This is a genomic window from Microbulbifer discodermiae (assembly GCF_040742695.1).
Lineage (GTDB): Bacteria > Pseudomonadota > Gammaproteobacteria > Pseudomonadales > Cellvibrionaceae > Microbulbifer.
Map to the genome: position 1 here is coordinate 130,220 of NZ_JBFLAB010000005.1, position 14,603 is coordinate 144,822.

The 14,603-nt window shown below is 54.9% G+C and carries 14 protein-coding genes and 1 tRNA gene; 7 read left to right on the forward strand and 8 right to left on the reverse strand.

Annotated elements, in window-relative coordinates:
- The gene (hisB, locus tag AB1S50_RS03365) at positions 1–588 is read right to left on the reverse strand and encodes an imidazoleglycerol-phosphate dehydratase HisB (RefSeq protein ID WP_455363729.1); all 588 of its coding nucleotides are present in this window, start codon (positions 586–588) and stop codon (positions 1–3) included.
- Between the two features lie 145 nt (positions 589–733).
- Here hisB and AB1S50_RS03370 point away from each other — a divergent pair, with 145 nt between their 5' ends.
- From AB1S50_RS03370 to AB1S50_RS03400, 7 genes are all read left to right on the forward strand, one after another.
- Positions 734–1,024 carry a hypothetical protein gene (locus tag AB1S50_RS03370; RefSeq protein WP_367149005.1) on the forward strand — a complete coding sequence of 97 codons (291 nt, stop codon included), beginning with the start codon at positions 734–736 and terminating at the stop codon, positions 1,022–1,024.
- A gap of 88 nt (positions 1,025–1,112) precedes the next feature.
- Positions 1,113–3,218: a TonB-dependent receptor gene (locus AB1S50_RS03375; protein ID WP_367149006.1), complete on the forward strand. Its 2,106-nt coding sequence runs from the start codon at positions 1,113–1,115 to the stop codon at positions 3,216–3,218.
- Between the two features lie 363 nt (positions 3,219–3,581).
- Positions 3,582–5,651, forward strand: coding sequence for an AsmA family protein (locus AB1S50_RS03380; RefSeq protein ID WP_367149007.1), 2,070 nt, complete (start codon positions 3,582–3,584; stop codon positions 5,649–5,651).
- A gap of 95 nt (positions 5,652–5,746) precedes the next feature.
- Entirely contained in the window at positions 5,747–6,832 is a 1,086-nt protein-coding gene (mutY, locus tag AB1S50_RS03385) for an A/G-specific adenine glycosylase (RefSeq protein WP_367149008.1), read from the forward strand.
- Positions 6,833–6,836: 4 nt separating this feature from the next.
- A complete protein-coding gene (locus AB1S50_RS03390; RefSeq protein WP_367149009.1) occupies positions 6,837–7,127 on the forward strand; it encodes an oxidative damage protection protein in 291 nt (96 codons plus the stop codon).
- Between the two features lie 107 nt (positions 7,128–7,234).
- Positions 7,235–7,310, forward strand: a tRNA-Phe gene (locus AB1S50_RS03395).
- A 501-nt stretch (positions 7,311–7,811) separates the two neighbouring features.
- Positions 7,812–8,870 carry a DUF4331 family protein gene (locus tag AB1S50_RS03400; protein ID WP_367149011.1) on the forward strand — a complete coding sequence of 353 codons (1,059 nt, stop codon included), beginning with the start codon at positions 7,812–7,814 and terminating at the stop codon, positions 8,868–8,870.
- A 537-nt stretch (positions 8,871–9,407) separates the two neighbouring features.
- Here AB1S50_RS03400 and AB1S50_RS03405 read toward each other — a convergent pair.
- The 7 genes from AB1S50_RS03405 to AB1S50_RS03435 all read right to left on the reverse strand — a co-directional run bounded on the left by AB1S50_RS03405 (position 9,408) and on the right by AB1S50_RS03435 (position 14,454).
- Entirely contained in the window at positions 9,408–10,052 is a 645-nt protein-coding gene (locus AB1S50_RS03405) for an SOS response-associated peptidase family protein (RefSeq protein WP_367149012.1), read from the reverse strand.
- Positions 10,045–10,305 (reverse strand): hypothetical protein, encoded by a 261-nt coding sequence (locus AB1S50_RS03410; protein WP_367149014.1) that lies wholly within the window; start codon positions 10,303–10,305, stop codon positions 10,045–10,047. Before AB1S50_RS03410 ends, AB1S50_RS03405 begins: the two co-directional genes overlap by 8 nt.
- 223 nt (positions 10,306–10,528) lie before the next feature.
- The gene (locus AB1S50_RS03415; RefSeq protein ID WP_367149015.1) at positions 10,529–11,887 is read right to left on the reverse strand and encodes a KAP family P-loop NTPase fold protein; all 1,359 of its coding nucleotides are present in this window, start codon (positions 11,885–11,887) and stop codon (positions 10,529–10,531) included.
- A 278-nt stretch (positions 11,888–12,165) separates the two neighbouring features.
- Complete coding sequence (locus AB1S50_RS03420; RefSeq protein ID WP_367149016.1) at positions 12,166–12,720, reverse strand: hypothetical protein; 555 nt, start codon at positions 12,718–12,720, stop codon at positions 12,166–12,168.
- 85 nt (positions 12,721–12,805) lie between these two features.
- On the reverse strand, positions 12,806–13,384 hold the full coding sequence (locus tag AB1S50_RS03425; RefSeq protein WP_367149017.1) for a hypothetical protein: 579 nt from the start codon (positions 13,382–13,384) through the stop codon (positions 12,806–12,808).
- A gap of 15 nt (positions 13,385–13,399) precedes the next feature.
- The gene (locus AB1S50_RS03430; protein ID WP_367149018.1) at positions 13,400–13,783 is read right to left on the reverse strand and encodes a hypothetical protein; all 384 of its coding nucleotides are present in this window, start codon (positions 13,781–13,783) and stop codon (positions 13,400–13,402) included.
- Positions 13,784–13,809: 26 nt separating this feature from the next.
- Positions 13,810–14,454, reverse strand: coding sequence for an SOS response-associated peptidase family protein (locus AB1S50_RS03435; RefSeq protein ID WP_367149020.1), 645 nt, complete (start codon positions 14,452–14,454; stop codon positions 13,810–13,812).
- Between the last annotated feature and the right edge of the window lie 149 nt (positions 14,455–14,603).

The following is a 14,603-nucleotide window of genomic DNA, read 5'->3' on the forward strand; positions in this document are numbered from 1 at the left end:
TCAGAGCACACCTTTGGTGGAAGGCGTGGCGCCCGCCATGCGCGGGTCCAGAGTCAGGGCCATGCGCAGCGCGCGGCCAAAGGCCTTGAAGACCGTCTCCACCTGGTGGTGGGCATTGTGCCCGCGCAGACAGTCGATATGCAGCGTTACCAGGGCGTGGTTTACGAAGCCCTGAAAGAACTCAAAAAACAGCTCGGTATCGAAGTTGCCGATGCGCTTCTGGGTAAAAGGCACATTCATTACCAGCCCCGGCCGGCCGGAGAAATCCACCACCACCCTGGACAGAGCTTCGTCCAGAGGTACATAGCTGTGGCCGTAACGGGTCATACCCTTTTTGTCCCCCGCCGCCTCGGCGATAGCCTTGCCCAGGGTAATGCCTATATCCTCCACCGTATGGTGGTCGTCGATATGCACGTCACCCTTGCAGCTGATGTCCAGGTCGATCATGCCGTGACGGACTACCTGATCCAGCATGTGTTCCAGAAAGGGCACCCCGGTATCGAACCGGCCGCGACCGGTACCGTCCAGATCGACGCTGACCTGAATCCGGGTTTCAAGGGTGTCGCGGTTGACGCTGGCCTTGCGCATGAGCTGCATCCTGTTTTGCGGGCCGTCCAAGCCGTCCCGTCATTTGCGATAGAAGGTGCGGATTATAGGTCCAATCACAGCGCCTGTGACCCGATTGTCTCGGATGAAACTTGATTCGACCGGGTGATTGATTAAGATACCGCGCATGGTAAAGCACCCCCGTCAAAGAACGCCCATCTGGGCGAGCCTGCTACTGCTGGTCGCACTGATCACGGCACAGCCGGTATTGGCGGAGCACATCCATTTCGCCGACCCCGCCCACGAACTGTGCGATATTTGCTTCAACCATATGCCGGCCACTCTGGGCAGCGAATACCGGATGCTCCCTGCGGCCGCGCCCCTGACCCCCTTTAGCCACAGCGCACCTGTTGCCAGCGACAGCCAGCCAGAGCGCCAGAGTGCCCGCGCGCCGCCCGCCTTCCTGTTACACCAGTAAAAAACCAACAATCCCGAAATTGGATTTCCGGTCTGCCGGGTTGCACCTAATAGTAATTGCCCGCAGCCGTGTAACAGGAACAGAACCGATGAAAAATTACAGCAAACTGGCCCTGGCAATCGCCGGCGCCCTCACTGTGCCCTATGGTTTCGCCCAGAGCGAGGTACTGGAAGAAGTCAATGTAACCGTCTCCCCTCTGGACAAGCCCGCTGATGCGGTAGCTGCGCCGGTTTCGGTACTCAGTGGAGACAAGCTGCGGGACAGGGCATCCGCAACCCTGGGTGACACCCTCAACAGCGAGTTGGGTGTGCACAACGCCTCCTTTGGGGGCGGTGTCGGCCTGCCGGTTATTCGCGGCCAGAGTGCCAACCGGGTCAAGATTCTGAGCGACAACCTGGATGTGGCCGATGCTTCCAACACCAGTTCCGACCACGCCGTTGGCATAGAACCACTGCTGGCCGAGCGCATTGAAATCCTGCGCGGCCCCGCCGCACTGCGCTACGGTAGCGGTGCCATCGGTGGTGTCGTCAACGTCATTGACGGCCGTATTCCCACCCGCTTGCCGGAGAAGACCTCCGGTGCTTTGGAGCTGCGCCACAACAGCGGCAACGACCAGGATGCCGGTGTGTTCCGCCTGGACGGCGGTGCCGGCCAGCTGGCCTGGTACCTGGACGGCGTCTACCGGGAAAACGGCGACACCCGCATCCCCGGGCTGGCGATTGTCGAACACGACGAAGAGCACCATGATGATGGGGATCACGCCGGGGAAGAGCACGAGGAAGAGTTCAACACCGATGGCTTTGTGGGCAATACCAACGGCCGCGCCCAAAGTGCCAGCGGCGGTCTTTCCTGGATTACCGACAGCGGCTTTGTCGGCCTTTCCATCAACCGGCTGGAAAACAATTACGGCATTCCCCAGGGCGCGCACGAGCATGAGCACGAAGAGGAGCACGCCGGTGAAACCCCGGAGGAACATGAGGCCCATGAGGAGGAAGGCCCCGAATCCGTGCGTATCGACCTGGCCCAGACCCGCTACGACCTGAAGAGCGAACACCGCTTCGACAGCGACTACTGGGACAAGCTCAGCGTACGCGTCGGCTACAACGACTATGAACACGTGGAACTGGAGAATGGGGAGCCCGGCACCCGCTTCACCAATAAAGCCTGGGAGAGCCGTATCGAAGTGACCCACGACGACGGCGGTGAATGGCGCGGCGCCTATGGCCTGCAGCTGACGGACAAGGATTTTGCCGCCGTCGGTGAAGAGGCCTTTATTCAGCCCTCCAACACCACCAGCGCCGGCGCCTTCGCGATGAAAGAGCGCAGTTGGGACAACTGGCACCTGGACCTGGGGGGCCGCCTGGAACGGGTGGAGGTAAACCCGGACCTGGGCAGTGACCGCAACTTCAATCTACTCGGCGCCAGCGCCGCCCTCCAGTACTTCCTCGCCGAACACCAGCATATCAGTCTCGGCCTCACCAGTGCCGAGCGCGCACCGGTGGCAGAGGAACTGTTCGCCGATGGCGCACACCTGGCAGAGGCGAGATACATCGTCGGCAACAGCGAACTGGATGCCGAGAACTCCGTCAACCTGGAACTGGGCTACCACCACCACAACGAAGAGGCGGCCGGCTGGCACGCCGCGCGGGTAGAAGTGAACCTGTTCTATAACCGCGTGAGCGACTATATCTACGCCCTCAATACCGGCCTCGAGGATGAGGAAAGCGAATTGCCGGTGTACGCCTACACCAATCGCGATGCCACCTTTTACGGTGCCGAAGCGTCGGTGCGCCTGCCACTGCGCGAATCTCTGTACCTGACCCTGTTCGGCGACAGCGTGCGGGCCCAGTTCGCGGACAGCGTCGCCGGGCAGAGCGACGATGTTCCGCGCATGCCGCCACTGCGCACCGGTATCGCCCTGGGTGGTGACTACCAGCAGCTGAGCTGGGAATGGCGCACCACCTATGCGTTTAAACAGGATCACCCCGGCGCCTTCGAGGAACCCACCGATGGCTACACACGCATGGACCTGACCGCGAATTACAACCTCCAGCTCGGCGATACCAACGCAGTGCTGTTTGCCAGTGCGCGCAACCTGCTGGATGAGGAAATTCGCAATTCAACCTCACTGTTGCGGGACTTTGCGCCGGAGCAGGGCCGCAGTATCGAGGCCGGTATGCGCTTCAGGTTCTGATCCCCGCCGTTCTCCACTGCCGCCGTCAATCACCCGGGGTTTGCCTGGTTGGTTGACGGTTGTCGGTGCCCTGGCAGCTTGTTGAAAAAGCCTTCCCTGGCTTTCCTCAACCCGGGTTCGCGGAGCCTTCCGCGAACCCGTCACGACAAATCCAGCAGCCACGCGCTCGATTTGCACTCCGGACATTCCTGTTAAACATCCGTTAAAATCGTTCCCCGCAGGTAATCACAACAGCCTTGGCATAGTGACCATATCTCCTACAATAGTGCCGTCACAACACTCATAAGCCCGGCGCCTAAATAGACGCCAGCCGACGCCCAAGGGCCCGGCCCTACCGGATCAACCATAGGGACTTGCAGCTTCATGGCCTGGATCAAGCGCACCGCCACCGCCCTGCTTATCGTTCTCCTGTTACTGGCCGGCGCCGTCGCCTGGCTGCTGGCGGGTATCGATGTCAACAGGTACAAACCCCAATTCGAACAGCTCGCTGCCAAGCACGGCATAGCACTGGCACTGGACGGCGATATCGGCTGGCAGTTGTGGCCGGACCTGGCCCTGCAGCTGGACGGCGTTCAACTGGCGCCCCTGGCCCAGCCCGATCAACCACTGGTGAAAGCGGATCGCATCGCCGTCGGGGTCGCGCTGATGCCGCTGCTGAAAAAGCGCATCGAAGCACAGGAAATACTGTTACAGAAGCCGCAAATCCAACTGACCGTCGATAAAAACGGGCGCGGCAACTGGCAGCAGCTGACCCAGGCGGTGGAAGAGCAGCAGAGCCGCGCGGCAGAGGAACCCCCGAAGCTCCAAGTACCCGCCGGGAAATCCGGACCCGGCGACCGGCAGCTACAGCTGGCGCTGGACAAATTGCGCATCGAAGACGGCCGCGTCAGTTACAGTGACGCTGGCAGCGAAACCCAGTACACCGTCGAGAAACTGCGCCTGACCGCCGACAACCTGGTGCCCGGCGGCGAGCCGGGGCAGGTCAGCGCCAATGCCCTGGTCAGCGGCAGCGCCCTGCAACAAGCTGTTACCCTGGAGCTGAACGGCACCCTGGCCCTGGACGAAGGCATCAGGGGCCTGCGCCTGCAGCCCCTGCAGCTGAGCGTATCCAGTGGTCCGGCGGCGGCCCTGGTTTCCCTGCGGGGCCACCTGCGCCGCAATGGCCCCGACGCGCCCTGGCGGATGCAGCTGAACCTCAAGGCCGAGGCCGAGCCACTGCGTCCCTGGCTGGATATCATGGGCACAGGCCTGTCTGTCCGCAGCGATACAGCCCTGCAGAAATTCAGTCTCGAAACCAGCATCGAGGGTACCGGGCGGAAACTCGAGCTGACCCCGCTGCAACTGCAGCTCGACGAAACCCAATTTACCGGCAGCGCCCAGCTGCGCAATGCGGACATGCCCGGACTGGATCTCACCCTGCGCGGCGGTGCGCTGATAGTCGATAATTACCTGCCGCCTCCCCCTGCGGAGGCATCGGCGGAGCCGGCGGAAGCACCTGTGGAACCGGCGCCTGCGGCAGCGGAGCCGGAGCCAGTCCCGCTGCCGTTGACCGCCATGCGCGGCTTCAACGCCAACATCGACCTGGGCATGGAACAATTGCGGGCCTTCGATATCCAGCTGGACAGGCCCCAGCTGCAATTGACCATCGACAATGGCCTCTACCGCCTGCAGAAACTTTCCGCCGGCCTCTACGGCGGTGAACTGAATACCAATGGCACCTTCAATGCCCGCGCCCAGTCCGCCGAGACCAGCGTCAGCGGCGGCCTGACCGGTGTCGAACTCGCCAGGCTGCAACAGGCCCTGTTTCCCAGCGAACGGGTAAAACTGTCCGGCAGCGCCAGCGTCAACTGGACCGCGCAAACCCACGGCGCCGACACGGCACAACTGCAGGAGCAGCTGCGCGCCGCCATACAAGTCTCCAGCGACCAGCTGGCCCTGGCACCCTTCAATCTGGAAAGGGGCATGTGCCAGCTGGTCAGCCTTGTCGAGAAATCGCCACTGCCCCAAAGGGAGTGGCCAGCGCAGACCCGCCTGCAGGACCTGCGCGCCAATATTGCCGTCGACGGCACACAAGTGCAGGTCCGCGAAATCCAGGGCGGTATTGAGAATATCGCCATGTCTGGAGATGGGAGTCTGGATCTGCAAAAAAGTGAGTTTGATTTTGCCCTCGGCCTTGCGCTGGCGGGCCAGAAGACCTCCGCCGACGGCTGTTCCGTACAGAATGACCGCTGGCGCAACCGCCCGCTGCCGCTGCGCTGCAAGGGCAATTTTGACGATGCCGGTATCGGCAGCTGCAAACCGGACAGCCGCCGCCTGGACGATCTGGTTCGCGAGGAGCTGAAATACAAGGCGGAGAAAAAATACGGCCGCAAAGTGCAGGAAAAAGTCGACGAACTCAAAGACAGGCTCAAGGGCCTTTTCCGGCGCGATTGATCGCCGGCCATAGATCCGGGGGGCGGTCCCATTGTCCCCCACTTTTGTTACACTGGCAGACTCGCTCAAGCCCACCGCCAACAACCCCAGCAGTCATGTCCCCAGAACAATTTCAGCACCGGGTGCTAACCTGGTTCGACCAGCACGGTCGCAAAGACCTGCCCTGGCAGCAAGACCTCAACCCCTATCGGGTTTGGGTATCCGAGATAATGCTGCAGCAGACCCAGGTGAGCGCCGTCATCCCCTATTTCGAACGCTTCATGGGCAGTTTCCCAACGCTGGGGGACCTGGCCGCAGCACCCCTGGATCGCGTGCTCGCCCACTGGAGCGGCCTCGGCTACTATGCCCGCGCGCGCAATCTGCACAAGTGCGCACAGGTCGTCGTGTCCACACATGGTGGGGCCCTGCCGGAAAGCCTGGAAGACCTGATCGCACTGCCGGGAATCGGCCGCTCCACCGCCGGTGCCATCGCCAGTATCAGTATGGGGCTCAGAGCGCCGATTCTGGATGGCAACGTCAAGCGACTACTGGCCCGCCTGCACAGGGTAGCCGGCTGGCCCGGACAGACGGCAGTCGCGAGAGAACTCTGGCAGCTGGCGGAGCAGTATACGCCCGCCACCAGAGGGGGGGACTACACCCAGGCCATGATGGACCTCGGCGCCACCCTCTGCACCCGCAGCAATCCCCGCTGCGGCGACTGTCCACTGGCCACCCACTGCCAGGCACACCGACACGGCGATCCACAGGAGTTTCCCGGCAAGAAACCCAGGCGAGAAAAACCGGTACGCAGCACCATCATGCTGCTACTGGAGCACAGCGGTGCGCTGTTTTTACAGCAGAGGCCTCCGCAAGGTATCTGGGGTGGTCTCTGGACACCACCGCAACTTGACGGCGGTGGTGAGGACGAAGTACGCCAATGGCTGGGTGCACAGGGCCTGAAAATTGCCCGGCTTCACCCCCTGCCGGAACTGCGGCATACCTTTACCCATTTCCACCTGGATATAAGCCCCCTGTGGGTTAAGCTGGCCTCAGTGCCGGCGCAGGTGGCCGAGCACTCCGGCAGCTGGTATAAACTGCGCCAGCTCAACCGCCCCCGGGCGGCGCAGGAACTGGGCCTGCCGGCACCGGTGGTCGGGCTTGTTCGACAACTGCAGACACTCGCCAGCCAAACTAGGGGATAACGTCATGTCCAGAACCGTCTTCTGTCGCAAATACCAGCGGGAGCTGGAGGGCCTGTCGGCGCCGCCCTTCCCCGGCCCCAAAGGTCAGGACATCTTTGAACATGTATCAAAGCAGGCCTGGCAGGAGTGGCTGGCGCACCAAACCATGCTCATCAACGAGAAACGCCTCAATATGATGGAGCCCTCCACACGCGCCTATCTGGGTGAGCAGATGGGCAAATTCCTCAGTGGCGAAGCCTATGACGCAGCCGAGGGCTATGTGCCACCGGAAGCCGGTGAAGGCGACCAAAAGTGAAGGCTCACTCACCAAAAACCGTCGAGCAATCAAGGGCTTGACTCGGCCCAAAGGAGCGGGTTTAATACGCGCCTCGCAACGCCCGGCAAGCCCGGCGACCGCGTCCGGCCCAGATAGCTCAGTCGGTAGAGCAGGGGACTGAAAATCCCCGTGTCGGTGGTTCGATTCCGCCTCTGGGCACCATCTCCAAACCCGCGTCAGTGCTAGCTTTCGCGGGTTTTTTATTTCTTGATAAATATTCTCGTTTGACGTCAAAAACCGCCAAAGTGTCAACGCAAAATTAAGAACATCCTTAAACTGGCATTTAATAGGTCGAGTAGGGCGCCCGTTAACCGTTAACGCCCTACGAGTTTTAGCTTGGCTGTATTAATTAATGCTGTGCGACGTAGACTAACTTCACGCACAAAAAATCAGATGGAACCTAAGCGGTCGTCCAACCATACCCTAAACAAACTCGGTGTTGAGTAGATGCCTTTGAAGAGGGCTTTGTAAGTACGTGTGGGGATATACAGGTATAAGGCTAGCGACTAAATTTAAACTGTCGACGCTTACATTCTAATTCATACTTCCATCATTATTCGCTGTTTATAAAACAAAATACGACTTGCTCGTAATGGGCTTGCAATAACCATCATTTAGTTAATACTGAATAGATACCCCTCCCACTACGTAAGGATACATACTATGAAACATGTATTACTTATTGTTTTTATGGCATTTTCCATCTTGGCAAATACTGCTCATCACTTTCAATCTGACCTGGTAAAACAATATCCAGAGTATAATATTGGCGATGTGTTTGTGTTTGAATCAGCAGACAAAGCATCCACAGTTTTTATTTTAACCGCTAACCCCTCCGCACCAGGTAAAGGAGGAAATAGCGCCAACCTAACACCAGCTACAGCATTTGGTTCTGATGGTTTATACAATATCCATATTGCAACACAGCCTGATATCAAAAAAGGCTCAACCTATACGTTTCAATTTGATGGCGAGCAAATGCGAGTCGGCTCAATAGATAACCCCAATGCAAAAATAGGTGATAGAGGCGAATTAGTTACCACAGGTAAAGTGGGTAGCACACTGACACTCGATAATGGCATTAAAATTTGGTCAGGTCGTGTGATCGAACCTTACTTTGTCGATGCCTATGACTTTGGTAGTTTTCATGAAGGAATTAATAACGGAAAACTCGATAAAAATGCCTTTAAAAAAACAGAAAAAGATATCTTTGATGAGGCTCGCATTAGCGCAATTGTAGTAGAGATCCCCAATAAATTGTTACCAGAAACTGTGTATGTTTATGGAACAACCGCCACACAAGAATCTGATCATAATATGTGGGTTCAAATTAATCGTATGGGCAATGTGTTAGTCCCTTATATGTTTCTTTGGGACTCACCCACGGTTCGTTTAGAACATGATCAACATCGTCCCGATGGGGATCAAAGGCATCAAGCCACCATTTCAAATAATGTGTTTCGCGCTGTATCAATCGCTGGCGGACAAAAAGACCCTACCGACTATGCCAATACCCTAGCGAAACAACTCACACCTGATGTACTTGCCTATAAAGTTGGCACGACAGCAAAATACGGTATTGGTACACAAGGTGGCCGACCACTTAATGATGACCCAACAGATGTCGTCTTATCAGCTTATTTAGGGGTACCTATGACAGATTATATTAACAACCCTAAACGCTACAGCAATGAATTCCCCTATCTAAACCTTGCTAATTAATCTACATCTCATGGCAAAAGTGTTTAACTTTTGTCTTAATTAGCGTTGTCCCGCAAGTGTCGCCTGTTTAAACGCAGCCGCTAGCCTTATACCTGTATATCCCCACACGTACTTACAAAGCCCTCTTCAAAGGCATCTACTCAACACCGAGTTGGTTTAGAGTGTGGTTAGAGAACCGCCTACGATAGGACACTCCATTACTGCCAGGAAAACCCCATGGCTATTGGCTGCCGGTCATTTTTGGCTGTGAAAAACTTTTTCAAAACTCTTCATTTTTCTTCAATTTGTGAAATCCGGAAAATCGCTACAGCCCACGGCTGGTGGAGGTTTGCGGTGTTTTCCAATTTCGCTGGCTAAAGAAAAGCGCAAAACGCGCAGGCGTGGGGAGGAGTGATCGCCGGGCCTTTTGGGGATTCCATTTTTGTTGGGTTTAGCGTCAGCTACTTAGTTAAGTATTTGAATTTTCTGGACTTGTTAGATTTGGCGGCGTGATAACCCCGCACCGCTGGCGGCAAAATGCAATGAAAAGAAATGAAATCAGGAAAGGTCCAGCGGCTCGCCGGTGTAGTGCGTAGAAGTCGCCCTTTCCACCGGCCGCACCGACAGGGGATGACCAGCGTATTCAATATGCGGATGCAGGTAGGGTTCAAAGGAGGCAGTGTCCTCTCCCCCACTGAGCCAGTCCCGCACAAAGTTCTGATCGGCCGGCGCGACCATGGGCAGGGATTTATCGTGATATTTCCTGGTCCTGGGATGGGCCGCGATGGTGATGATGGAACAGCTCAACATGTCGCCCCAGGTCTTATACAAGCCGCAAAAGAAAAAGGGTTCGCCATAGCTAAATTCAACGGGATTCTTGCCATGCAGACTTTCCACCCAGGCGGTGGCGGGGATCAGGCATCGGGATTTACGATATTCGGGCCGTTTATCCAGTTTTTGCCAGTTGCTGTTGATGGACCAGTATTTGCGGTGTGGTTTCCAGTTTTCCCCGTCCCGTTCCAGATACAGGTGCCAGATTGCATTTTCCACCTCCGGCGCGCCGTGCCTGGCAGTAACAATGGAAATCTGCTGAGTGGGCCTGCGACGACGATCGAAGATCATGCGCTCCGGGTGGTTTACACCGTATCGCTCCAGAAAATGCTCTAAACCGGCGCTATCATCCACATCGAATACGCTACACATTGCTCTCCTTACCTTCAGCTCTCTTTCTGAGCTCTTGCACCAGCTCCATTTCCTGAATCACCGCCCGGCGATGATTCAGACCATCCAATATAGCGACACGCAAATCACACCCAACCGCGGCAGAATAGGTGCCGTAAAACTCCAGGTAATTCAACAGCTGGATCTCATACATGGGTTGCCGGTCATAGCGCTCCAGCCGAAAGCGGCGGATCTTTACCGGCTCTCCATCGATAATAATAGTCCTGGGCCGCATCGCGATACCTCTTGCGAATACTGTACAAAAATACAGTATAGGCCAGACCAGCAGTGCACTGTCAAGCCGCACAGTACTATGACTCACTTATGAGTTGTTAATGGCAGAACTTTGACCGAACCAAGGATTTCGGTCACAAGCTGAAGATGGTATTGGCAAAGCAGAGACTTTGCCGTGTAAGCTAAGAAAATAGAAAACCAACAATTGTTGGAGATCGCACAGTTTATTTTAAAAGGTTCAATCTTCTGGCAATATATGGGATAACATCTCCTGCAGCAACTTGGTGTGCTTTTAATTCCAGGCCAGTTGCAGAAATCTTATCAAGATTTCCTGAGCCACCCACTTCATTAACATCGTCTATGAAATATTCTAATTTTTTCACTAGTGGAAAAAGTATGCTACCGGGATCGCATTTACTAGATATATTCTCCCCAGAAAAATTAGACTTCTTAGACAATTCGGCAAAATTGATTTCATCAAGCATTAGCTCATTGAATAGATCTATATCTGTGACCTTAATAACACATAAAAATATAACTATACCCATCGGCTTGTATTCAGACTCGCTGGCAGAGGCATAATATGCAGACAGACTGGCATAAGCTCTTTCTAATTGTCGCAACGAAATATTAAAATAATCGGCTAAAGCATCAATCGTATGTATAAATTCGTCAAATTGATTTCCTACATCTATTCTATACCAATCAAATAAATATCTATTGTACCTACTGGTGTCTGCAATGTCGGGCCATCCTTTATTTTTTGGGAGTGACAGTTCAAAATTTATGAATTTTTGCAGGTACGCTTGCGCTTCAATAGCATCCCCATATACACATTTAATAGATTGCTCAAGCTGCTTTTTATGCATGACCAATAAAAAGACCACATTCTTAACTAAAAATAGATGTTTTATCTTTTCCAGAATCTCCACAGCATAGTTTGGCCTGCACCGATCCAACTCATCAATAATGATAACGAGTGGTTTATTTTTCTCTGGGCTCAATAGGGATGGCAACTCAGAAAGTAAACTCTTAAAAGACTCCAGCGTTTTAATATCTTTAGCGTGTGAGGTCAGCCTTTCTTCAATAAAGTCACCAACAGCATTTGAAACGCCTCTGGCAAGGTCCGATTTAATATCACCTAAAGCTTCGATTTCACTGTCACCAACTACGCCTAATGTAGCAGCTTTTATTGCCATCTTTGTGGTGGCGCCGGCTAATTTTGCTCCGATGTTTGCTGCTTGCCTTTTAAACTCTTCACTCTTATCTTTAAGTTTAATTTTATTTTTTTCCAAATAAGAGTTTACCGCACCAGCAATTGTGATAAATGGGTCATCTAAATAGTCACTCGCAAAGGCATCAATATAGATATTTGGAATTTTTTCTTTGGACAGCATTCCCTGCCACATTTTTGCAAATGTTGTCTTTCCTTCTCCCCAATTGGCGTCCAACGAGATAACAAGTTCATTTTCAGATTTGGTGACAAAATTCAATAATGCTTGCCCACAACTCCTTCGCTCGAAAATGTCATTTTTAAACGAATCATCCTCATCAATTTCTATTGGCGGATTTGCTAGGCGCATTTTAATTTCTCCAACCATTATTATTCAAAATTAATCGAACAGCAGAATGCTCGACTCTCAAATAAAAAAGAAAACCCGTGTTAGCATAGTCGCGCGACCAACCTGCTAACACGGGTAACTCAAGGAGACATCATTGTGCCTTTAAATAGAAAGCGGTTTCAAACTTCGATGATCGATGACGATGATAACGGCGACAAGGACCTGTATTCAAACCGGGGCCAAAAGCCTGATGACGAACAAAAACCACAGGAATCCGACAAGCCAACACCCGATAAGGATTAACGCTTTTTCTTCAGGTAGCGCACTTCCACATGCCTGACTTCACGGCTGGGGATGTAGGTCAGGTTGTCTCCCCAGCTGCTACTGCGCACAGACTCTACCGCTTTCCAGTCTTCCCAGTCCGGTTTTTTCTTTAGATTCACATAAAGAGCGATGTTGCCGGCCCGATCGGTTTCATAAAGCGGCACAGCCGCGTCGTCAAATTCCTGCACAGAATCGCAACTGAGCTTGGTTCCGTCCAGCAGGGTGACAACCACTTGCGTGGGGGATATTCGGGTGTCCTGCTGCAAGCGGTTCCACAATGCCCCCTGGCCGTTATCGGTGGTGAGTCCGGCCCGGTAGAGCAGTTCAAAATACCAGCGCTGTCCCCAGCCCCGCCAAAGCAATCCTGTCACCCAGCAGGACAGGGCCGCAGCCAGACTGGCGAGAATATAAGATCCGCTCCGCAGGTTCAGTACATAGTAAAACACCAGCCATCCAATCAGGCCGTAGACCAATATACCGTATAGCAATTCGTCCTTTCGCTCCCCTTCCCTGAATCCCTGCCGAGCCACCGAATGACCGATAGCCGGTAGCCAATACCACCTGGATATAGATAGGTAACTCTATTAATTCCTTGACCATGATTTTTCTCCTTGTTTACGCCTTTATACCATTGAGTTTGCTTTGTATCCCCTCGATGTCGCTACCGGCCGAGGTGTAGGTGCTGGCGCTTTCCGGCGCCTGGCTTGTGCCGCTGCCTGCCGTCACGCCCAGGTGCTTGTGGGTGGCCAAATCCTCGGCGAGGGTTTTGACCACCCCGATCAAATCACTGAGCAGCTGCAGTACATTGTCGGATGCATTGCCGAGCCAGATGGTGCCGCCGTCCTCCACCTTGATCACCTGTTTGAGTTTGGCGATCCGCTCGGCGATATTGCCCACATGCTCTTTCAGATCCCGCGCGGCGATGCTGTTGAGATCGCTGGCGGTGGTGAGGTTTAAATTGTCCAGCGCGGACAGGTTGGCGGTGCCGCCGCTCAGCAGGCGCAGCGCGCCCAGTGCTTCAATTAATTTCAACCCGGCGATCTCTTCCAGCGAGTGTTGGCGTACCTGTTTGTGCTCGCTGTCGTAATCGGCCAGGTGTTCCGCGGCTGAGTCTTTCCGCTGCAGTGCCGTCTCGCGAATATCGCCGTGTGTGTCGCGGCTCCAGTGGCCGTTGGCATCCACTTTTTGCCGCACCGCTTCACTCTGCTGCTACAGGGATTCCTCGCGATCCAGCGCTGGCAGGCCCATATGGCGGCCCAGCAGGGTGCGGATAAACGGCTGGTCCGGCCGGCCGAAGGCAAACGCGAGCTCCACCAGTGCGCCCGGTTCCGGAAAGCCGAACTGGCCCCGTTCGTTGCCGGCATAGGCTAGTGGCAGGGGCACGCTGCGAAACACGGGCACGGCCCTGTCCGGCTGGCCCTGTTCGTCCAACAGCTGCACATCCACCGCGAAGCGTGGCCGATAGGCGTCCGCCAGTTGCGGCTGCGCCGGGGGGTCGCTGACGGCCACCACCTGTGCCAGCAGCGGCAGGTGCAGGCGACTTTTCAGGTCCGGGTAGGCGCGGTCCAGCAGCCGTTTCAGTTGCGCGTCCACGAGTCCGCGCTCCAGGTGAAATGAAATCAGGAAAGGTCCAGCGGCTCGCCGGTGTAGTGCGTAGAAGTCGCCCTTTCCACCGGCCGCACCGACAGTGGATGACCGGCGTATTCAATATGCGGATGCAGGTAGGGTTCAAAGGAGTCGGTGTCCTCTCCCCCGCTGAGCCAGTCCTGCACAAAGTCCTGATCGGCCGGCGCCACCATGGGCAAGGATTTGTCGTGATATTTCCTGGTCCTGGGATGGGCCGCAATGGTGATGATGGAACAGCTCAACACGTCGCCCCAGGTCTTATACAAGCCGCAAAAGAAAAAAGGTTCGCCATAGCTAAATTCAACGGGGTTCTTGCCGTGCAGACTTTCCACCCAAGCGGTGGCGGGAATGAGGCAGCGGGATTTGCGATATTCGGGCCGCTTATCCAGTTTTTGCCAGTTGCTGTTGATGGACCAGTATTTGCGGTGTGGTTTCCAGCTTTCCCCGTCCCGTTCAAGATACAGGTGCCAGATGGCGCTTTCTACTTCCGGCGCGCCGTGCCTGGCAGCAACAATGGAAACCTGCTGAGTGGGCCTGCGGCGACGGCCAAAGATCATGCGGTCAGGGTGGCGAACGCCGTACTCACGGAGAAAGCGCTCGATTCCAGCATCGTCTTCCACATCGAATACGCTACACATTGCTCTCCCTAGGGCCTGTTAACACTAATTTTGATAAAATCTGCGTTTATGGAAATCACAAAATCGCAATTCAAAATTATCGAACACCTGCTGCCTTTACAGCGAGGTAACGTCAAAATACCGAATATACAGGTCATAAACGCTGTTTT

What these genes read in the sequence shown, in the direction of transcription:
- mutY (WP_367149008.1), top strand. Translation starts at nt 5,747, where the DNA reads ATGTCCCCAGAACAATTTCAGCACCGGGTGCTAACCTGGTTCGACCAG.
- AB1S50_RS03405 (WP_367149012.1), bottom strand. Translation starts at nt 10,052, where the DNA reads ATGTGTAGCGTATTCGATGTGGATGATAGCGCCGGTTTAGAGCATTTT.
- hisB (WP_455363729.1), bottom strand. Translation starts at nt 588, where the DNA reads ATGCGCAAGGCCAGCGTCAACCGCGACACCCTTGAAACCCGGATTCAG.
- AB1S50_RS03400 (WP_367149011.1), top strand. Translation starts at nt 7,812, where the DNA reads ATGAAACATGTATTACTTATTGTTTTTATGGCATTTTCCATCTTGGCA.
- AB1S50_RS03410 (WP_367149014.1), bottom strand. Translation starts at nt 10,305, where the DNA reads ATGCGGCCCAGGACTATTATTATCGATGGAGAGCCGGTAAAGATCCGC.
- AB1S50_RS03370 (WP_367149005.1), top strand. Translation starts at nt 734, where the DNA reads ATGGTAAAGCACCCCCGTCAAAGAACGCCCATCTGGGCGAGCCTGCTA.
- AB1S50_RS03375 (WP_367149006.1), top strand. Translation starts at nt 1,113, where the DNA reads ATGAAAAATTACAGCAAACTGGCCCTGGCAATCGCCGGCGCCCTCACT.
- AB1S50_RS03380 (WP_367149007.1), top strand. Translation starts at nt 3,582, where the DNA reads ATGGCCTGGATCAAGCGCACCGCCACCGCCCTGCTTATCGTTCTCCTG.
- AB1S50_RS03390 (WP_367149009.1), top strand. Translation starts at nt 6,837, where the DNA reads ATGTCCAGAACCGTCTTCTGTCGCAAATACCAGCGGGAGCTGGAGGGC.
- AB1S50_RS03415 (WP_367149015.1), bottom strand. Translation starts at nt 11,887, where the DNA reads ATGCGCCTAGCAAATCCGCCAATAGAAATTGATGAGGATGATTCGTTT.
- AB1S50_RS03435 (WP_367149020.1), bottom strand. Translation starts at nt 14,454, where the DNA reads ATGTGTAGCGTATTCGATGTGGAAGACGATGCTGGAATCGAGCGCTTT.